Here is a 20,645-nt window from a genome sequence, read left to right as displayed (position 1 = left end):
CTTGAAGCCCTGTGATTGATGTTTGTTCGCACTTCCATCAGATCACACTTCAAGGTGTAAGTTCACTCCAATCTAATGATTTATATGTAAATCATCAGGGGATTCTTCAGAATTGAGCAACAATGTGCTTATGGGTATTGTGCGCATCACCTTCTTCAATTTGCCACATTATATCGCTAATTATTGATAAGTACTTATAAACGTTTCTGTTTTTATTTATCTTAGCCTTTTCAACAATGAAGATAGGACAAATGTTTGGCTCTCTATCAAATCCACTTTTAAGAATAGAGTGGTTATAATTCCACTCTGACATTGGTCTATTAAAAAAAGTATCTAAAGCCTCTAATATAGAGCTTTTACCAACTCCATTATCGCCGATAAATGCAGTAAAGTAATCACCAGTTGAAATAGGGACGTAATTCCAACCTCGATATATTTTAAAATTCCGTAAAAAAATTGAAAATATCAAAGTAACCCCTTTTTAAAAATAGTAAGCAGAATTAAACCCGCCAAAATCAACTGCTCATTTAGTGTATATAACTTTATTGTGGCAGTACTAATTCTCCTGAATCGTACGCCCTATCAAATTCTGCTTTTGCATCGGCTTTGTGGTTGATGCAGTTGACCATGTGTTCGTCGGACTTAAAGTTTTTACAGTCTTCGGGGACTAGATAATACTTGCGCCATGCTTCGGCTTTGCGTATTCGAGCGGCCTCGTTTTGCTTGGCTAGTCTGGATTTTTCAGCCGCATTTTGCTGTAACTCTTGCTGAATCTGATACTCAGCAAGCTGGCGATCTTTCGCAGCCTGCTGGCGAGCTAGTTCCGTTTGCTTTTGTTGCATAGCAAACTCATTAAGCCCCTGTGTCAGGCGGTATTCGACATAACTCAAATAGCCAATTCGCACTAATAAAGTGACCAAGCCCGCTAACAAGATCCCTAACGTAATTTGTAAAACTGATTTCATCCCTAACTTCCAAAGTCCATTACTATTCTGAATTGCTGTTTTAATCAGAAAACATAAATGCTAAGGGCTACACCCGAATTGGCATTGTTGCACCAGTGACGTTGTGAAAAATGGGAAGGTCATAGTAATACTGACCTCCCATTCCTGTGCTGTACATTCCAGCAGTCATTTCTGGCTATTTAGCAAGCTTGTATCTACTGTTAAGCAATTAGAGCTTTAACGATTAAAGAATACAGCGTAATCAGTTTAATCTAAACTCTATTGCACCAATATCAATGACTTTTGTTCCATTGTTATCACCGTCAATTGGTCTTGCTACACCATATAGATCGACATCTACTTTCAAGGGCGCACCTGCATCGATTGCTGGTGAGTTACTAAAAGGATATCCATTACTATCAAGCAAAGGATCAGCAAAAAGAGTATTCACCTCAACTTGTTGATCCTGCATATCTATATACAAGCTATTAACTTCATTGACTAAATTGTTATTCAAGCTAATGCTAGATTCTGGAGTAAAACTATACAAAGTACTAGCATACGAGGCATTATCAATTAAAGTTCTAGATTTTGAAACGATGTTATTATCGATTGATATTTTATAATACGGCTCATCAAGTCCATAATAAAAGAGCTTCACTACAGATTCTAGCCCAAGGAAAGTATTATTGTAGATTTCTAATTCAGAGGACATACTTGCATTGATAAGCTGACATCCAAAATATAAATCAGGCGCATCAAAAAGATTACCAAAATATATATTATTGACTAGTCTAGCCTTAGTGTTTTGTGCAACAGCATAATTACCGCTTTCAATCCTAGGGCAATGGTAATCATCATCCAAATTACTAGATACGTAACCATTATCGAGAGCCTTACCTATCAATATATTTTGTTCAAAAAGCATTTCACCACTATTTAAAACGTATACTGAAATGAGGTTGCTTGGTGTACCATCGAATAAATTACGTGTAATAGCACCTCCACTACTCCCTACCTTTATATAGTGATTAGCCAAGGTAAAACCATTTACACTACTGTTTTTATCAATAATTAAACTTGGTTGCCAAAATGAAGTTTCATCGCTATAAAGCTTAGCATCTTTAGATTCAGCCTCTAATAGAGTTTGCTTTTTAGATAAATCTAAATCACCAATGTAAATTCCTGCCGAGACATTAACTTTTTCACCATCGGCCGCCATATCAATCTGTTTTTGTAATGCTTCTGTAGATTGACCAACCACTATTGGAAATGGTATTGAAGATAACACTTTATCACCAGTTATAGAACTGAGTGAATTGAATACTAACTTTCCTTCCCCTTGACTATCTCCCCTAATATCAAGTGTAAAACTATAAGCCTGTTGATAGTCTTTAAAAACAATTTCGTTTCCAACCAAACAATTATACTTTTCATGACTATTAACACATTCGGCACTTAATAATGTGATATGTTCAGGTATGTCTAGTCTAATTTTGTTGCCAGTTACAGGGTCAAAGCCACCAAATTTAGATTCTTGTTGATGAATTATAAATGCTAACTTTTGTGAAGTATCAACTAACTCCATCATGTACTCTTGACGGTTATCAATCCACAATCGATAAGATACATCAGCAGCATGTCTTGCTACATCAATCATTGCTTGGTTATTCGACAAATCCTCATCATGTCCAAGATGCTGTATTTTTGCAGTGATAACACTCTTAATCTCTGATCCATTAGCTGAGTCAGCATTTAAATAGATATCTTGAACAGCTTTATATCCTGGAGATATATTATCCCATTTACAGGTCAGTTCGAGTAGATTATCTGATAAAGTACAAAAATTTGAATGAGCATAACTATCGCTATCAAAATAAATCGGAAGAGATGTTGAGTAGGTCGTCAACACTATTCCGCTGTCAGTTGATTTTACATCACTTTCGACTTCAGCTTTTACGATAATTTTTTTAGAATAGCCTTGGGTTTCATGGGATAAAGTAACTCCGAGATCAGCAATTTTAGGAAGTATTTTTTTATCGTTAGGATGACCAAAAGATAAGAACTCTTGCAAATTAGTAAAACCATCACCATCTAAATCTTGAGTTGCATCCAAAGCCGATGTTGGATTTAAACCAAAAGCCAACTCCCAACCATCAGTTATTCCATCGTTATCCGCATCCTCAAATGAGGTCAATATGGAGGGTTTATAGTATTCCTTTAAAAAAGCATATTCTTTATTTACCATGCCACTATGTAGCATAATTTTATAATAGGTATAATTAGAGTTTACGTTTCCTCTTAACTCCTTATAGAATTCAACTGAAAATGTAGCTTGACTACTGTTACTTCCCCTAACAACAAACTCACCACTTTCTTCATAGGCATGTACCATAGTGTTAAGTTTAAATAATTCATTCGTTTGGACATCCCAGAACCCTAAAGATGAATCGAATACGCGACCTTGTATCCTAAAACCATCATTTCCACATAAAACCATCTCATTACCAGTTCTAATAAATTTAAAATTTGAAAATAAGATTTGTTTTTTATTATTTACATCTGAAAACATTAAATTATATGTTGCTTCAGTTTTTGCACAAGTTAAGTCCTGCTCTACATATTGTGCAGTACCAGCAAGTAAACTGTGACCTAAAGTACCTTTTACATCAACATCCTCAAAAATCACGGTACTATCAATAAGTATTCCATCGGTGGAAAATCGGTTTGCTCTAACAGTAGCTTTACCGTTAGTAGTCATGCCATCTTCAACGCAATTAGTGAAAGCAATATTTTTTTCTTTATCTGAGCTCCCATTCGAAATTTTAATCGTTCCACCACCGGAACAAGTCGAACCTAGTTCGCCATTTTGATCATTATAGTCCGGTAGTAATTCAGGAATGAGTGTAAAGATGTACTTGTACACTTGGCCTAATGTTTCTGTATTCAATGGAGCTGCAGACTCAATACCTGCATATTGGTCTTTAATATTGATAAATTTAGACAATGGATCTTTGGTGACAGGAGGTGGGGTAGATGTTTCTGCTGAAGAATCTCCACCACCGCCACCACATGCTGAAAGACATAAACACAAAAGAGGTACAAATGCATATTTCATATAATAACATCCATATATCTGATTTTATTAAGTTATTTAAAATATTCGGATAGGTATAACTTTTATTTGTTTATAACTGACACCGAAGTTACAAAAGTTCACCATCCCCTCGAAGTTGCCGCAGGGCGAATAGGCAAATTGCGTGAGTCTCGCCATGGATGGCGAGCTAGCTTTCGCAGGTGCAGGGACGCATCCTTCGGAAGCGATAGCAAATTTTCCAATGAGCACAAGGGGCTTTCAACTCCGTTGGGGGCGTCATGGAGCATCCAAGGAGGATAGGACGAGCAGTCCTCCTTGGTCGACTCTTGATTGAAAATCAGGGGTTGAAGACCCACGACCTTGATTCACCTCGGCCGCTAGGCCGCAAAACTGCCAGTTCACTACTTTGTGAAACGACAAATTGTGAACCGACAAAGCTTCCCCATTGCTACCGCACTTCGCCAACATCCGTCAGCCAAGCCATCAATCAAAACAAGGTTGCACCAACTCAAAACGTTCACTGCTGAACATTGAGCAAAATGCCAATAACCACTGTGGCAACAAGCATAAGTGCCAAAGCATATTCACGAATTTGCAGGAGGAGTTGGGTATCTAAGAAAGAGAAAAGACACATCGTCCTGATGCAAGTGACTCGAATCGCGGGTACGCGATTAAAGCTCATCCTTGTTAAAAACCTAAGATAGCGACATAGCATACACTTGTCTATAACTTTAGCATTACAAATCAAGTAATTAAGCAAGCGCTGATTTAACAATGTCTATATGAATACATGTAACTAAACCTGTCGCCATCAAATAACACTATCTCTTGATCTTGCGGTGGCAATGAAGTCTTACCGTGACGGGCGGTCTTGTTTTGGCAAATGGCCATATTTCGACATGCAAATAAGCCCCAATTGAGCGCATTGCTCAAGGGCTCAGCGCAAACGACACTGAACAAAACTCAGCCATAACGTAACTGAGTTGAATCACAGTACGAACATCACTGTAGAAGCCTGATAACACGGGCTTTACACTCTGATTTAGCTTGGTCAAAACTGCAACGATTAACCGCCTAAATTTGCATTTTCGGCCCTACATGCTAACGTGGCTAATGTAAATTTACATTCAGTGTTTATCAAAGCTATGTCGCAACAATCAATAAAAAGTCGATCGACAACAAGCTTATATCGGGCGATACCATGCAGCGCGGCTGATATTACACGGAAGCACAACTGAGGTTGAGATATGGAACCATCTAATACGTCACGCCGGACCTTTATCAAGCAATGTGTGATTGGCGGGGTTGCCGTATATTCGGCCCCTTTGTTGTGGGAAATGAGTCGCGCGAATGCGGCGATTGTCTCACCTGAACTGGCAGCCCAATGGCAAACTCAGGTTAATGGTCAATCCAAACCTAAGTTTCGTAACGACGGCATAGCGAAAGTCACAGGCCAAAAGGTCTATGGCCGTGATTACCGCGCTATGGACATGGAGGGCTGGCCCAAGCAGCAAGGTTACGCTTTTATACTTCGCGCCGCCGATGCCTCCCATGTTTATCAAGGCTTTTCCCTCGACCACCTGCCAGCGTCGGCTAAGCCCTATAAAGTGATCACTGCGGCCGATCTGGCCCGTGATAAAATCAAGCTGCCCGATTTTTACGGTGACAACATGTTACTGGCCGAAGGGCAAACCGCCGACTACTTAGGTCATGCGGTGGCGATATTGTTGTTCGACAGTTTCCCCGCTTTTAAGCAAGCTAAGTCCTTGCTGCAATTTGACCAGACCTTACTGCGCTTTGGTGAGCAAACGCCGTTTATGTCGGACTCGAAAGACCCGTACGCCAGCTGGCGCCTTATTCGAGTTGAAGGTGAAAATGGCGCAAGGGAAGATTTATATAGTCCGCTCCACGATGGGCTATTTTTCCCCAGCGTAAAAGATCGCAAGCCAGAATGGTTAGGCAATCCGAATGCAAAAGGGACAGTGTCTGAGCGCGGGCTTTATTATGCGGGCGAGATAGATAAGCAGATTGCTAGCGCCCAAGCCAATCAACAATGGCAAGTGCTAGAGCGGGAATATCGCACCCAGATCATCGATCCTATGATGATGGAACCCGAAGCCTTTAACGGCTGGTATGATGCGGCTAGCCAAACCTTTCATACGGTGATTACCTCGCAGTCGCCGCAGGACTTTCAAGAGATGGCAGTACACATGCTGTTATCTAGCCCACTGGCTGGCAAGGTAAAACATCTTGTGGTGCACTCGCCTTATATCGGCGGTGGATTTGGCGCGAAAGACCATTCGATATTTCCTTATTACGGCGTGATCGCGGCCGTTTATGCCAAAGGGCCAATCCGACTCGCCAATGACAGATTCGAACAATTCCAGTCTGGCCTTAAGCGTCATCCGTTCATCATGAAAAGCCGCTTAGCGGTGGATAAATCGACCTTAAAAATCCAAGCCTTAACTTCGCAGATGACTGTCGATGGCGGCGGACGAGTCAACTTTACTCCGTCTGTGACCTCGGTTGGTGCGACAGCGATGCAAAGCATTTACTACACGCCGCGCAACGATATTATCGCCACCGCCTATGCGTCACGTAACCCAGATGCGGGTTCGATGCGCGGTTATGGCACGCTGCAATCGATGACGGCGATGGAATGCATGATCCACGAGATAGCCGATGAGCTAAAGGTTGATCCCTTTAAACTGCGCGCCGCCAACGTGATGGAGTCTGGCCAGCGCAATACTCAAGGCGCAATTCCTAACGGCACTTTACGTTACCGCGAAATGCTCGAGATGGCCGAGCAAGCTCCCGTGTGGCAAAACCGCGCGGTGAATAAAAAGGACTATGAGGCCAAACATCCGGGGATGCGTTACGGCGTCGGTTTTGGTATCGCCACCAAAGATTATGGTACGGGCGCAGCAGCGCCAAGTGCGGCGGTTCGCCTAGCTAAAGACGGAAAAATCACCCTAGAAATCGGCTTTATCGAAATGGGCACAGGCACGCAAACCTCCCAAGCCGTTGTGGTCAGCGATGCCCTTGGCAACTTTGCCGATGAGGTAAAACTCGCCGAAGTGGATATTTGGGATGCGATGCAATTAGTGCAAACTGATAATCCTTATATCATTTCGCAGCAACGCCAAGATGAAATGGCGGCCAATCCACGCTGGACACCGGTTAAAGCCATGGCATCGTCAGCGTCTATGTCGGCCTATTACCAAAGCCATGTCAGCCGCATCGCAGCCGATATTATCTATCGCCACGGCCTGTGGCCTGCGGCGGTATCAATTTGGAACGAGTTGTATTTTAACACCCCGATGGGCTCGACTAATTTGCATAACTCACGGGATGGTCGCTGGGTCGATGGCAAGCTAACCGCCTTGGGCTTTCCGCCATTGTCGATCGATATTCTCGCGAAACGCGCCCACGATATGGGTTTAGTGGTCGGCGTGATGGGCCATGCCTTTAATCGCTGGGCTTGGGCCGAAGCTGATTTCGACATTCTTGGCACTAAAGAGCGTTTAGCACTCGATGCGCTGGCACTGCAATACGGCGAAGGGAACGCGACGTTTGCGGCCACTTCTGACACGACTATGAGTATCAAAGCGCGCCAAGCCAGCATGAAGTCTAATGGCTATCACTTGATCGATCGTCAAGCCATGAGTTATCCCAAGGCCGAACTGAACAATGCCATGGTGACCTACTACGCCCCCTGCGCCACTTTGGTTGAAGTCGCCGTAAACGAAGGCAATGGCGAAGTCACGCTACTGAGTTCTCATACTTGGTTAGAGGCGGGCAAAGTGATTGTTAAAGAATTAGTCGAAGGGCAAATTCAAGGTGGCCTTGCGATGGGGATTGGCCATGCACTGCATGAAGGCTTACCGCCATTTGAAGCAGGCGCCGGCAATGGTACGTGGAACCTCAATCGCTATCAGGTGCCGTTAGCGCGGCATGTGGGCGTGTGGGATCAACGTCATACCATATTGCCGCAGTTATCTGATAACGATCCCAGCCGTGGTATCGCCGAAGTGGTGATGATCCCTGTGGTCGCGGCGCTGATTGAAGCCGTGTATCAAGCAACCCATGTCCGCTTTTACGATTTACCTATGACAGCGAAAAAAATTAAGGAGGCCATGGCATGAGCCAGTCTATTAAACTGACCATTAATAACCAAGCCGTAGGCCCGATTGAAGTCGCCGATGGTGTGATGATGATTGAGTTTCTACATGAATACTTGAACCTCACAGGCACTAAGTTTGGTTGCGGCGCAGGCGTATGCCACGCCTGTACAGTGATCGTCGACGACGAGCAAGGCATGAGCGAAGTGGTGCGTACCTGCATCAATGGTGTAGAGCGTTTTAATGGTAAACGCGTCCGCACTGTCGAAGGTCATGCTAGACAAAACTCCCTTGGCGAAATCACCGCCCTGAGCCCAGTGCAAGAGGCTTTTTTGGAGCATTTTTCGTTTCAATGTGGTTGGTGCACCTCGGGCTTTGTCAACGAATCGACCGCACTGCTTGAGCGATTAGAGCGACAACCTATCGCTAAAGATCAAGTTGAAAAAGTCGTTGAAGATGCCTTGAGTGAACACGTATGCCGCTGTACTGGCTACGTAAAATACTATGCGGCGGTCAAAGATCTGATCCTCAAAACTAAGGGGCTAACCCTGTGATGACATCAGCCAATCTGCGCTATTTCTCGCGCTATTTCCCGCACATTAGTAGGATAAAAAATCTGTTGAGCCACAATCTACTCCTGAGTTTAGGGCTAGGTTTACTCGCCTGTTCCAGCAGCGTTGCCGATGAAGGCGGCAATACGAATAACGACATCGCACGCGGCGCGTATCTGATGAAGATAGGCGACTGTGTGGCCTGCCATACTGCAGTCGGTGGGCGCGAACTCGCGGGCGGTTTGCCGTTCGAAACGCCCTTTGGTGCTGTGTACTCAACCAATATCACCTCAGATAAAGAAACTGGGATTGGCAAATACAGTTACGAGGAGTTTTTTGATGCCATGCACCACGGTGTTGGCGTCAACGGCAACCTTTATCCTGCTATGCCTTACACTTCCTACAGCCTGCTCACGGACGCAGACACTCAGGCGATTTATGCCTATTTGATGAGTACTAAACCCATCAAACAAGCCAATCGCGACAATGATGTTTACTTTCCGTTTAATCTACGTTTTGGCTTAAAAGCCTGGAACTTAGTCGCCCACGATGCTAAGGAATTTACCCCGAGCAAGGAAAAAAGCGAACATTGGAACCGCGGCAATTACTTAGTCAATGCCCTAGGGCACTGCGGTGAATGCCACACCCCAAGAAACACGCTGTTTGCCATGGAGCAGGACAAGCACTTTGAGGGCGCGATTATCGAAGGACTTGAAGCATCGGACATTCGCCCCGCCGAGCTTAATAGGCAGAACTGGACCCATGAGGATCTTAAGTCGCTGTTTACCGAAGGCTATTCCCGCAAAGGCACCGTCTTTGGCGGCATGTATCCCGTGGTGTATCACAGCTTTAGCCACTTAACCGATGATGATATGCGCGCGGTTAGCAGTTATCTGCTCGATAACGACGATGATCTTAAACCGGATCCGCTCACCTTTAACGGCCATAAACCTGAACTGCCAGGCTATACGCTCTACAAAGGTTACTGCGCCGGTTGCCATGGTCAAAATGGTGAAGGTCGCCCTAATGTCGCCCCCGCGATGGCAGGAAACGCCACCTTAGATAAAGCGAGTCCACACAATATCGTCGCCGTGATACTAAAAGGTATTCAGAGCCAGCATTACAACGCTACCACCAGCTTTTATGCCATGCCGGGATATGCTGATGAGTTAAGCGACGAGCAGATTAAAGACTTAGCCAATTACCTAAGACTCACCTGGAGCACACAAGCTGGTAATCTCGATGTGAAAACCATCCAAAGCTTAAAAGAAGTGATCCTCGAGCACGACTAACCCACATAGGTATGTGGGATATTTAAGATAAAAGCCGCATAGGTATGTGGGAGATTTAAGATAAAAGCCGACTCTAGAGTCGGCTTTTGCTTGAATGATATAGAGCGCGAGAATCGGTCACTCATCGACTTAATCAAAGTAAGCGGAATTAGAATAAGCGGAGCTTTACTTTCACTTAGCCACGCAGTCGAGTATCAAAAAAGGCTAAGCTGCGCGTCCATGCCAGTTCAGCAGTGGCTTTATCGTATCGTCCTGTAGAGTCGTTATGGAAACCGTGATTCACATTCGGGTAAAGATAAGCGACATAATCGGCTTTGTTGGCTTTTAGCTGAGTTTCGTACTCGGCCCAAGTGTCGTTTACCCGCTGATCCAATCCAGCAAACTGCAACATTAGCGGCCCTTTCACGCGGCTACGCAGCTCTGCAGCCGCGGGTGTGCCATAGAAAGGTACGCCAGCATTGAGTTCATCGGGAATCGTCGCGGCCAGCATATTGACTATATAGCCGCCAAAACAAAAACCTACGGCACCGAGTTTGCCATTGCTCTGGGGATGAGATTTTAAAAACTGCGCGGCGGCAATAAAGTCTTGCTCGATTTTGGCTCTGTCTAAACTGCTTTGCATGGCGCGGCCCGCATCATCATTACCCGGATAACCACCGAGGGAATAAAGCGCATCGGGGGCGAAGGCGATATAACCCTGCGCGGCTAATCGGCGAGCCACATCTTCGATATAGGGATTAAGGCCACGGTTCTCGTGCACCACTAATACCACTGCGGCTTTTTTAGTGGGATCTAAGGTTTTCGGCTCACCTGCGGCACTGCCCGCGAGCAATAACTCATCGGGCATGACTAAGTAGCCGCGCCCTTCACCGTAACCATTTGGCGAGGGAAACTTAACATAGCTGGCTTGAATACTGGGATCGTTAAAGGAGACTTGCTCGGCGAGGGCATAGTTCGGCATAAGTGCGCCCGTGAGCATCGTCATGGTAAAACCTAGCGCCACCAGCCCTGCGAGCCGCCCCATAAACTCACGGCGATCGATAATGCCATGGGCATATTCGTCATACCAGTCAAAGGCTTCCTGCGGTATCGGTTGTACTTTCTGGGCATGTATCTGACTTGTTTCTGCTAAGGCTTGCTTGTCTTGTTGTGTCATCGTTATTCCTCCATTGAACAAGCTAACCACAGGTAACACGTATTCCCTAGCTTGTGGGTGTTAAGATTTAACTCAAGAGTAAAGGAAGACTCGCACTTAGAGCAACTGACTTTAACGTGTGCCGTTTGGTAAGTTTGTTTTGAAATAGCACACGATCGGCACAAACGGCTGTCGGTTAGGGCAAGGCTAGCTTAAAATAGCGATTTAGATTCTAGAGGGCCTAGCGTGATACAACATAGAGCTAGCCAGATGGTGATATTCCACACTCTGGTGACCAGTGGTAGTTTTACCCAAGCGGCGGCCAAGTTAAAAACCTCGACTTCCTATGTCAGCAAGCAGCTTGGCGCACTGGAAGCCGAGCTGAACTTGCTGTTAGTCCAGCGCACTACTCGCACCTTAGTGCTAACCGACGCGGGCCAACAGTTTGCCCATTACTGTGAGCAAGTGTTTGAAGCGACGCAAAATGCCGATGCGATTATGCTGGATGCCCGCGATGACATTAGCGGTACGATTCGTCTCGGTTCCTCCCAATCCTTTGGCACCTTACACATTATCCCCGCGCTGGAAGTGTTGCAGCAAAAATACCCCGAATTGCGATTTGAGCTAAGCCTGTTCGACCATAAAGCCGACATGCTAGAAGAAGGCCTCGATCTGTGGATCACTAACCATGAACAGCTGAACGAAGGTTATATCGCCCAGCACCTCGCCGAGACTAACTTTGTGGTGGTCGCCTCTCCCGATTATTTACTCAAGCATGGCGTGCCACACCATCCACAGGCGTTAGCGCAACATAATTGTGTTATCTATCAAAGCAAGAGCCGTAATTATGATCGCTGGAGTTTTGCTAAGGATGACCTAGAACAAACCGTGCATGTGGCGGGAAATTACCGTGTCGACTTAGCCGAAGCCGTGCGTAATGCGGTGATTGCCGGGCGCGGCATAGGCTATGTGGCCACGTATTTACTCAGTGATGAGTTTCAAAGCGGAAAACTGATCCAACTCTTACCCGATTGGAAACCACTACAACAGATGCCCGTCTATGTGGTTTACCCAAGGCGGCGCCATTTACCGACTAAGTACAAGGTGATAATCGAGTGTTTAAAGTCCCATATCGGCCACCCGCCCTACTGGGATAAAAAGCTCAAACCTTGGTTAGGTAAGACAGTCACTTAAACTGCAACCACTTAAACTGCAGCCACTTAAGCTACTGTCATTTAAACAACAGTCACTTAAGCTACATTTCAAACCAGCACTGACTACTGCACCAGCCTAAAGTCGTCTGTGGCGTGATTTCGATTATTGCCACAGGCACAAATATTATTTCCTCTGGGCAACAGTAGCTAAAATAGCTTTTATTCTCCTGCATAAACAGTAACTTAAACTGTTGCTATTTTCGACTATTTTATCGTAACAGCCCAGTAACGCCCTCGACTTGCCCTTACTGCGACTCGGCCTACAATGCGCGGCTTCTTCCTTAACTCAAAAGAATAACCCCTTATGACCGCGATATTAGGCATGATTAGTATCTTGTTTTTTGCTTGGTTACTGTCAGTGAACCGCAAGAATATTCCCTACCGCACTGTGATTTTAGCCCTAGGCTTACAAATTATATTTGCCCTGTTAGTGCTCTACGTCCCTGCGGGTAAGGCCGTATTGCAATCCGTTACTGCGGGCGTGTCGAGCGTGATAGCCTATGGCAACGAAGGGATTGGTTTCCTGTTTGGCGATCTCGCCACGGGTAAAGTCGGCTTCGTATTTGCAATCAATGTGTTAGGTATCATCATCTTCTTCTCGGCGCTGATTTCAGCCCTGTACCATATTGGTCTAATGCCTAAGGTGATCAACATTATTGGTGGCGGTCTGCAGCGTTTACTGGGCACGGGCCGCGCCGAGTCTTTATCTGCCACGGCAAACATCTTCGTCGGTATGATTGAAGCGCCACTGGTGATTAAACCCTATTTAAAGCACATGAGCGATTCGCAATTCTTCGCGGTCATGAGCTGTGGTTTAGCCTCAGTCGCGGGCGGTACTTTAGTCGGATATGCCGCTTTAGGTGTCGATCTTAACTATTTGATCGCCGCCGCCTTTATGTCGGCACCCGCGGGTCTGTTGATGGCTAAAATCCTCATGCCGCCTAGCGACAATGACAAAAACAGTGCCGATGAAATCACCTCTGTCGAATTGCCACGCGCCACCAATGTGGTTGAAGCCTTAGCCGATGGCGCTATGTCTGGCATGCGGATTTCTGTCGGGATTGGCGCCACTCTACTGGCCTTTGTCAGTGTTATCGCCCTACTGAATGGCATGTTAGGCGCTGTGGGTGAATGGTTCGGTTACCAGTTAAGCTTCGAATTTTTACTCGGTTATCTGTTCGCCCCTATGGCGTGGCTGCTGGGTATTCCTTGGCATGAGGCCATTACTGCAGGCTCACTTATTGGCCAAAAAATCGTAGTGAATGAATTTGTAGCCTTCATCCAGTTAATGAAAGTCGAAGACCAACTGAGCGCCCATTCTCAGGCCGTTGTGACTTTTGCCCTGTGTGGTTTTGCGAACATTTCAACCATGGCGATTTTGATCGGTGGGCTGGGTAGCATGGTGCCAGAGCGCCGCGAATTTATCGCTCGTAATGGTTTTCGCGCCATTGCCGCTGGCGTATTCGCTAACCTCATGAGTGCGGCAATTGCCAGCGTGATCCTCTCGCTGTAATCCATCAGCTTGGGCTTTTTTAGGCACTCATCTCACCATTGAGTTAGCCACTCTCGCGCAGCAAAACCGCGATCAACACAGACCCAAATCAAGCAAGCTTGGTTTGGGTTTTCTTTTATGCCTCAGATATTTTTTGTGTATAATGTCGCCAGAAAAAGATTAATGAGTTTACATTTCAATAACATGCGTAGCCAAAGGAGTACGAATGGCCATAGTGAAATACAAGGCAGTTAACGCCGCAATCGGTATAACAGCACTAGGCATAGCCTTAGTGCTCGCCGCCTGCGATAACTCAACGTCACCCTCCAATTCAGTTAATACCAACATACCCACAGAGCGTGAATATCAGATTATCTCCACCATAAACCTCAATGATGGCTTTGAAACCCGCAAAGTGCTGCAAGCACGACTGCTGCTGGATTACCAATTACAGAATGCAGAGGGTAAGGCGACCAGCTTAACGACGCCGTTAACCCATAGCGCCCGCTTTTTTCTCCAACCTAACCTATTGCAAATAAGCGACTATGGCTTGCCTATTCCGGTGAGTAATATCGACCCTAAAAGCAAGTCCAATGAAATCGTCCAATTGGTTAAAGACGGCTTTAATGTCGAGTTCAGCAAGGGTGAAGTCCGTCAACTGACGCCCATCGCGAAGGCGGATCAAAAAGAGGTTATCGAGCTATTTGAGCACTGGACTAATCTTAAATCACTGTTTGAACAGGCTCCAACCTTGCCCGTGGCGCTAGAGCCTCGCGTGGGTTATAGCATTAGCGCCCCCATGGACGCACGCCTAACTTGGACGGTTGAGGGAGTGACCGAAGATAAGTTATTTGCGGTAGTACAAGGTGAGAAAGACAACTTTAAGGCCTATGGCAAGTTCGAGCTTAACCGTAAAACCGGTTGGTTAGAGAGCATGGCGTTTTTTCAACAGGAAGTGCAGCAAGGCAGTACTCTCACCCGCCGCATCGCCATGGCGCCCAAGGATAGCCCTTATATTATGAGCATGCTTTGGCATGCCGACGCTCGCTACGATGCGGAGCGTGATATAGATGATCTGCAAAAAGAGCTCTACCCGATTAGCGATGTTCCGCGGGAATATAAAGCCCATGATAAGGACTTTATAAAATCCTTATTAGCTGATCAGCAAGGTATTCTTGATAATATTGGCCCATGGGGCGCTGATACGCCAGAAGTGCTGCAATTGCGCTTTGTGCATAATATGAGCCCGCGATATGTGGTTGCTAATGTGAATTATGAAGACTTAGCCGCCTTTGATGCCAGCGGAAATCCGATAGATATTCACTTCTGGCAGCACAGCAAAGGTGTGGCGATGAATTTCAACCGCTCGATTGAGTCTTCGGTGGATCTTATCGCCACAGGCTGGGACAACACCGCCAATAAACTCAAACAGATAGACCATATCACCGCCAAGCTGACCCTTATCCCCGAAAGCAATAAGATAGTCGAAAAGTCGTGGGATGAACTGGTCGCCACTCCCTATACCTTTGGCGATGCGAGCCTCACGATTCAGGTGCTCGACGCCGAGGCAAAGCTATTTAAAGTCGTGACAAAGCAGAGTAAGACTAAAAACATTAACCTTCCTTTTCATCAATTTAAAGGAAAGATGGCCGAAGCCCGTCGCGATGGTGATTATCCTAAATGGTTAACGGTGACGGATAAGGAACTACTGGGGGAATTAATCGGTGTCGATGATCCTCATCACCTTAGCACCCGCGCCCTGCTACTTAAGCTAGATGAAATCCCTAAAACCGTTGTAATACTGGAGAGCCAGCCACAGCCGGAGTTAAGCCAAACCAAGAACATCCGCTTTGTGACCTTTACCGACTACAACCAAAATCTGGCCAATCCCTTAAGCGAGTTTGGCGATTCGAGCCTCAATAACTTCCTCTATCAAGATCTTGAGCCATCAAACGCCGAAATCAGTGCGATCCAAGGGATAAAACCTGAGACTGAAAATGGCCATAATCTGTATATTCCTATGTCAGCCGCATTAGCGAGTGCCTGTAAACCTGAAATAGAACAAGGTTTTAAAGAAGGGAAACACGAAGTCACTTGGCTGTTTGAGCATAATGCCCCAAACGGACCAGCCTATACCCTGATGACGCCCGACCGCGAGCGGCAGTTTTTCTACGATAAACACATCCAAGGAAAAATCCATTGCCAAGGTGATATCAGTTGGCAACCCTTAGAGCAGGCAGCTAACCCACGTCCTTGGTTAATCGATTTACAAGCTTGGCTAACAAAAACCGGTTATGGTGACGAGCCGAGTAAAGATCTTAAGAACTACTTTAAAGTCGAGGATGCCCAAGGCAAATCCCTAACGATTCGACTGCCCGAAACCACCGAACTGCGGATTAAAGAGGCGCTGGTCGATGGCCGCTATTTGAGTGTGGAGGGCCCTGCAGCGAAGGTGAGTTATATGACTCTCTCTCAAAACCCCGTAGACATCCCCTATGAATTCACCTTTAAGCCTTTGCCATAAGGAGCAGTTATGCGTCTATTTATATTAAAACTGCTCCTTGGAGCATTCGTACTTATCAGTGCTAATGCCAGTGCAGACAGTGTGCTACTCGATGAACATTGGAATGTCGTCAAAGATAAAAAACTGGCTCGTTACTATTTAAAGCAATCGACTGAAGTGATTGACGGACATTATAAAGCTGAGATTTATTACAAAGACAAAGATATGCTTTTCTGCGCCAGTGCCCTCGCCGATAACAATATCGGTAAAACACTCGCGAGCGAACAATTTCGCGGTGCTTATCAATGCTACTTTGAGGATGGCAAGCCCTACGAACAAGGCTTTCGCAACGAGCAAGGTCAACTTCATGGCCTGCTCAAAAAATATATCGCCACGGGTCAATTGTATGTTGAATCGCACTATGAAAATGGCGTTAAACAAGGCCTTGAAACGGGTTACTGGGAAGGTGGGAAGATCCGGTACAAAACAACCTATAAAGATGGCAAAGAGGTCGGTATAAGCGAGCTTTTTGATAGCGAGGGCAAGCTTAGGGGCAAAGTCTGTAATAGTGGTACTTGTATTACCCAGTACTATGACAATGGCAACTTACACGTCGAAATCCCTATGGTGGATGGGCTTACACATGGCAACGAGACCAATTGGGGCTTTGGTAAAATCATTTCGACCCAAGCTTATGTCAAAGGTAAGAAACACGGGGATTACTTCGAATATTTCGACGATGGCAAGGTAAAGCGCCACTACCGCTACCACAATGATTATAAAGTCGGTGAACAACTGGATTACTTTAAAAATGGCCAGATAGCCCAAAAGGAAATCATAGAGGCGCCATGGAATGTGAAGTTATCGATTAAATACAATGAAAAGGGCGAAATGCTCAGTTCAACCGAAGAAAAACACCAAGACAACAACTGGGTTTACCGTAAGCATCAACGCTTTAGTGAAGGTCAACTTACCTCTAACATAGAAGAAGACAAGCTTAAAAAATGGGTCCTCAACGAAATATTTGAGCAAGGTGAGTTAATTAGCCGCAGCGAGCATATCGATAACCAATTGACCGGTTTATATCTGCAAACCCTAAACCGTAGTCAAACTGTAAAAGTGATTACCCGCGAGTATTTTAAAGAGGGTAAGCGCGAAGGCCCCTACGAAATGCTGAAAATTAACCATGAGACAGGGGAACAGTGGGTGGCCGAGCGCGGCCAATATGCCAACGACAAGCCCGTTGGCGCTTGGAAGAAACAACAAGAAGATGCCACCCTCACCTTTAGCTATGATGCCCAAGGCGAGCTCGATGGTGAGTTCCGTAATGAGACAAGTTCTGGGCAATTGCTTGAATTAATAAACTTTAACCATGGCAAACCCGAAGGATTAGTACAACGCTACGCCACTGACGGCCAATTGTATGAAAAGGGCGAATACCGCAATGGGCAACAGGATGGCGACTGGGTGTACACCCATGGTGAGTTCGGTTTCAACCCAATGCCAAATCCTGAGAGACACTATTGGTACGGACGCTTCGACCAAGGTAAACAAGTCGGCCACTGGGAACTGCGTAATACCGAAGACTATGTGCTTGAAATAGCGAATTATGACGAGCAGGGCAGGCTTCATGGTAAACAATACGAATTTAGGGATAATGGCTGGATAGAAGTGATCAATAGCTTCCATCATGGCGAGTTTTTAAATCGGGAAATACCGCCGCCGGTGATTACCTCGGACCATGTTTTCCCTATTTTTTAGCCTAAGCATATTCGCTTAATCGATTAACTTAACCCTTGGCGCTGTGCACTCTATATAAGTGCACAGCCCGATAAATAAACTTAACAGCAAAAAATTAGGATTCTTGTATAGGCTGCAAACCGCGCGGCCTTAAGACCCAGAACAGAGCAAGGAATCAGCATGTTCAATACGCCATTTCGCTTTATCAGCCTCGCGATTGCGGGAGCCAGCTTAACCAGTGTCCATGTACAAGCAGCGCAAAATCTCTCCTCCATGATGGTCGAAATTCGCCAACAGGACGGAATTCCCAGCTATTACAATCTCGCCACTGGCATGCCCTTAAATGGCGATATCGCCATAGTGCGCGATAACCAAGGTTATACCTTAGGGCAGTTTTCCGAGGGGATCCCTAATGGTAAATGGCAAGTATTTCATACCAATAACAGCAAGCTAGTCGAAGGAAACTATCAGCAGGGTTATCAAGATGGCACTTGGCATATGTTCGATTTGAGCGGCACCGTTACTGAGGAACAGCAATTTGCCAAAGGCGTGCCAACGGGCGAATGGAAGGAATACAACAGCAGCGGCCATCTCAGCCAAACGACGCGCTATCAAGACGGTAAAAAGGAGCAAGTAAAACGTTTCTATGCCAGTGGCAAACTGCAAGCCCAAGAAAGTTACCTCGATAACCTGCGCCACGGGGAATGGGAAAGTTTCTATGAAAACGGTACCTTGTCCCAAAGCCAGAGCTATGCGAACAACCAACTCTCAGGTTCTTATTTAGAACAAAATCCCAATGGACAAGCCACAGTGACGGGCCGCTTCGATGCCGAAGGCCGTCGCCAAGGAGCATGGGAAACCTTTTTCGATGACGGGACTAAATCGAGCAGCAGCCAGTTTAATCTCAATCTGCTCGAGGGTGAAGAACGGACATTTTACCCCAATGGTGAACTCGCCAGCCGCTGCCAATATAGCGCTGGGCAACGCCAAGGGAAATGCCAGCAATTTAATGATGCAGGTAAATTACAAGTTGAAGAACAGTATGTTAATGGTGCATTAGACGGGCCACAGCAATATTTTAATGCCGAGGGCATTCTCACTAGTGCTCTCAACTATAAACAGGATCAACTCGCCGGTACGCAAAAATATTTCCACAACAACGGCCAACTTAAAGAATTACGTAACTACCAAGACTCAAAGCAGGCTGACAATGGCCAATACCCGCTTCATGGACCATCGGAGCGTTATGACACCGAAGGTCATTTGCTCGAAAAAAGCCACTACGACATGGGAATTAAGGATGGCCAATTTGAGCGCTATCACGCTGGCAAGCTGCAATCCTCCGAACAATGGCGACAAGGGCAGCGTCACGGAGAATCACGCCGTTACCACAACAATGGCAAGCTGCGGACGCTAGATCAATACGTTGAAGGTAAACCAACAGGGAAATCAGAAACCTATTTTGACGACGGCACAGTGAGTGAGCGCGGCGAACGTATCGATGGCCAATGGGTCGGAAAATATGAGTCATTTTACGATAACGGTAAACCTCGGGAAGTATCTCACTACGCACGGGATAAAAAAGACAATGCCAGTCGTTACCCTCTTGATGGCCATTTCGCCCGCTGGTATGCCAATGGTGATCCCAATGAAGAAGGCACATATCAAAACGGCAATAAAGAAGGCCTATGGATACAGTACAGCGAAGGCCTGAAACAACGGGAGCAAACCTTCGCCAATGGCAAACTTAATGGTAACTATGCAGAGTATTACCACGGACGCCGCCGTGTGACAGGGGAGTATCTGGACGACCAAAAAACCGGTCTGTGGACGGATTATCGCTACGAAGAAAAAGACCCTACCTATGGCACAATCCCCGAGGGGAATATCCAGCAAAAAAGCCATTGGCAGGAAAACAAGCGCCACGGAATTAGGGAGTTTTACAGCTTTAAGCAAGTGGTTTACCGCTCCGAAACCTATGATAAAAATGATAAAACAGGCCCGTATGCCGAGTACTATCCCAACAATGGCCAGCTAAAACTCAGCGGGGCTATGGATAAAGGTAATCAAACTGGATTGTGGGAAAGCTGGTTTGAGGACGGGATGCAAGCTGCTAGCACTGAGTTTTTAGAGGGTCAAAGCCATGGCCAAACGAAAGAATATTATAGTAACGGCCAACTCAAATTAGAGGCAACTTATGCTAAGGGTTCGCTTGATGGTCAAGTTAAACAATATCACCAGAACGGTAAGCCAGAACTCGTTGAAACTTGGGTGAAAGGCCAAAAAGAAGGCGATGCAAGCTATTACCACAACAATGGCAAGTTAGCCGAACAAGGCACTTATCTTAGGGATCGCAAGGAAGGTCTATGGCAAAGTTTTTGGCCTAATGGTGAAAAACGCACTGAAGGCAGTTATCTCAGCGATCGAGAATCAGGTGATTGGAATCATTATGATCAACTCGGTAAGCTGATTAAAACAGAACACCATGGCTAGCTTAAAAATGGGGTTTTAGATTAAAAAGCGATCTAGTTCAAACATTTATCCTTAACTCCAAAT

General features: G+C 45.8%; 12 protein-coding genes. 8 read left to right on the top strand and 4 right to left on the bottom strand.

Annotated features, from left to right (window positions below; genetic code table 11):
* Nucleotides 1-106: 106 nt before the first annotated feature.
* The 3 genes from KO533_RS10440 to KO533_RS10430 all read right to left on the bottom strand — a co-directional run bounded on the left by KO533_RS10440 (nucleotide 107) and on the right by KO533_RS10430 (nucleotide 4,062).
* Nucleotides 107-469, bottom strand: coding sequence for an AAA family ATPase (locus KO533_RS10440; RefSeq protein ID WP_219254027.1), 363 nt, complete (start codon nucleotides 467-469; stop codon nucleotides 107-109).
* 73 nt (nucleotides 470-542) lie between these two features.
* A complete protein-coding gene (locus KO533_RS10435) occupies nucleotides 543-965 on the bottom strand; it encodes a hypothetical protein (protein WP_219254025.1) in 423 nt (140 codons plus the stop codon).
* Between the two features lie 241 nt (nucleotides 966-1,206).
* Entirely contained in the window at nucleotides 1,207-4,062 is a 2,856-nt protein-coding gene (locus KO533_RS10430) for a choice-of-anchor Q domain-containing protein (protein WP_219254022.1), read from the bottom strand.
* A 1,226-nt stretch (nucleotides 4,063-5,288) separates the two neighbouring features.
* Between KO533_RS10430 and KO533_RS10425 the strand changes: the two genes are divergently transcribed.
* Genes KO533_RS10425 through KO533_RS10415 form a run of 3 tightly spaced genes read left to right on the top strand, consistent with a single transcriptional unit; the run spans nucleotide 5,289 to nucleotide 10,005 of the window.
* Nucleotides 5,289-8,186: a molybdopterin cofactor-binding domain-containing protein gene (locus tag KO533_RS10425; RefSeq protein ID WP_219254020.1), complete on the top strand. Its 2,898-nt coding sequence runs from the start codon at nucleotides 5,289-5,291 to the stop codon at nucleotides 8,184-8,186.
* Nucleotides 8,183-8,716, top strand: coding sequence for a 2Fe-2S iron-sulfur cluster-binding protein (locus KO533_RS10420; protein WP_006082848.1), 534 nt, complete (start codon nucleotides 8,183-8,185; stop codon nucleotides 8,714-8,716). The genes KO533_RS10425 and KO533_RS10420 overlap by 4 nt, the downstream gene beginning before the upstream one ends.
* Nucleotides 8,716-10,005, top strand: coding sequence for a cytochrome c (locus tag KO533_RS10415; RefSeq protein WP_219254037.1), 1,290 nt, complete (start codon nucleotides 8,716-8,718; stop codon nucleotides 10,003-10,005). Before KO533_RS10420 ends, KO533_RS10415 begins: the two co-directional genes overlap by 1 nt.
* Nucleotides 10,006-10,180: 175 nt before the next feature.
* On the opposite strand, the gene KO533_RS10410 is transcribed toward KO533_RS10415, so the two are convergent.
* Nucleotides 10,181-11,161: a dienelactone hydrolase family protein gene (locus KO533_RS10410; protein WP_219254018.1), complete on the bottom strand. Its 981-nt coding sequence runs from the start codon at nucleotides 11,159-11,161 to the stop codon at nucleotides 10,181-10,183.
* 225 nt (nucleotides 11,162-11,386) lie between these two features.
* Here KO533_RS10410 and KO533_RS10405 point away from each other — a divergent pair, with 225 nt between their 5' ends.
* From KO533_RS10405 to KO533_RS10380, 5 genes are all read left to right on the top strand, one after another.
* A complete protein-coding gene (locus KO533_RS10405; protein WP_028761657.1) occupies nucleotides 11,387-12,334 on the top strand; it encodes a LysR family transcriptional regulator in 948 nt (315 codons plus the stop codon).
* A gap of 324 nt (nucleotides 12,335-12,658) precedes the next feature.
* On the top strand, nucleotides 12,659-13,867 hold the full coding sequence (locus tag KO533_RS10395; protein WP_105251603.1) for a NupC/NupG family nucleoside CNT transporter: 1,209 nt from the start codon (nucleotides 12,659-12,661) through the stop codon (nucleotides 13,865-13,867).
* A gap of 205 nt (nucleotides 13,868-14,072) precedes the next feature.
* Nucleotides 14,073-16,370 (top strand): hypothetical protein, encoded by a 2,298-nt coding sequence (locus KO533_RS10390; RefSeq protein ID WP_219254014.1) that lies wholly within the window; start codon nucleotides 14,073-14,075, stop codon nucleotides 16,368-16,370.
* 9 nt (nucleotides 16,371-16,379) lie between these two features.
* The gene (locus KO533_RS10385; protein WP_219254012.1) at nucleotides 16,380-18,110 is read left to right on the top strand and encodes a hypothetical protein; all 1,731 of its coding nucleotides are present in this window, start codon (nucleotides 16,380-16,382) and stop codon (nucleotides 18,108-18,110) included.
* A 159-nt stretch (nucleotides 18,111-18,269) separates the two neighbouring features.
* The gene (locus KO533_RS10380) at nucleotides 18,270-20,582 is read left to right on the top strand and encodes a toxin-antitoxin system YwqK family antitoxin (RefSeq protein WP_219254010.1); all 2,313 of its coding nucleotides are present in this window, start codon (nucleotides 18,270-18,272) and stop codon (nucleotides 20,580-20,582) included.
* Nucleotides 20,583-20,645 lie beyond the last annotated feature (63 nt).

It is taken from the genome of Shewanella sp. NKUCC05_KAH (assembly GCF_019345585.1).
GTDB classification, from domain to species: Bacteria; Pseudomonadota; Gammaproteobacteria; order Enterobacterales; family Shewanellaceae; genus Shewanella; species Shewanella oncorhynchi.
The sequence above is the reverse complement of the archived record's forward strand: the minus strand, read 5'-3'. Positions and strand labels throughout refer to the sequence as shown.

What these genes read in the sequence shown, in the direction of transcription:
- KO533_RS10435 (WP_219254025.1), bottom strand. Translation starts at nt 965, where the DNA reads ATGAAATCAGTTTTACAAATTACGTTAGGGATCTTGTTAGCGGGCTTG.
- KO533_RS10430 (WP_219254022.1), bottom strand. Translation starts at nt 4,062, where the DNA reads ATGAAATATGCATTTGTACCTCTTTTGTGTTTATGTCTTTCAGCATGT.
- KO533_RS10425 (WP_219254020.1), top strand. Translation starts at nt 5,289, where the DNA reads ATGGAACCATCTAATACGTCACGCCGGACCTTTATCAAGCAATGTGTG.
- KO533_RS10420 (WP_006082848.1), top strand. Translation starts at nt 8,183, where the DNA reads ATGAGCCAGTCTATTAAACTGACCATTAATAACCAAGCCGTAGGCCCG.
- KO533_RS10415 (WP_219254037.1), top strand. Translation starts at nt 8,716, where the DNA reads ATGACATCAGCCAATCTGCGCTATTTCTCGCGCTATTTCCCGCACATT.
- KO533_RS10410 (WP_219254018.1), bottom strand. Translation starts at nt 11,161, where the DNA reads ATGACACAACAAGACAAGCAAGCCTTAGCAGAAACAAGTCAGATACAT.
- KO533_RS10395 (WP_105251603.1), top strand. Translation starts at nt 12,659, where the DNA reads ATGACCGCGATATTAGGCATGATTAGTATCTTGTTTTTTGCTTGGTTA.
- KO533_RS10390 (WP_219254014.1), top strand. Translation starts at nt 14,073, where the DNA reads ATGGCCATAGTGAAATACAAGGCAGTTAACGCCGCAATCGGTATAACA.
- KO533_RS10385 (WP_219254012.1), top strand. Translation starts at nt 16,380, where the DNA reads ATGCGTCTATTTATATTAAAACTGCTCCTTGGAGCATTCGTACTTATC.
- KO533_RS10380 (WP_219254010.1), top strand. Translation starts at nt 18,270, where the DNA reads ATGTTCAATACGCCATTTCGCTTTATCAGCCTCGCGATTGCGGGAGCC.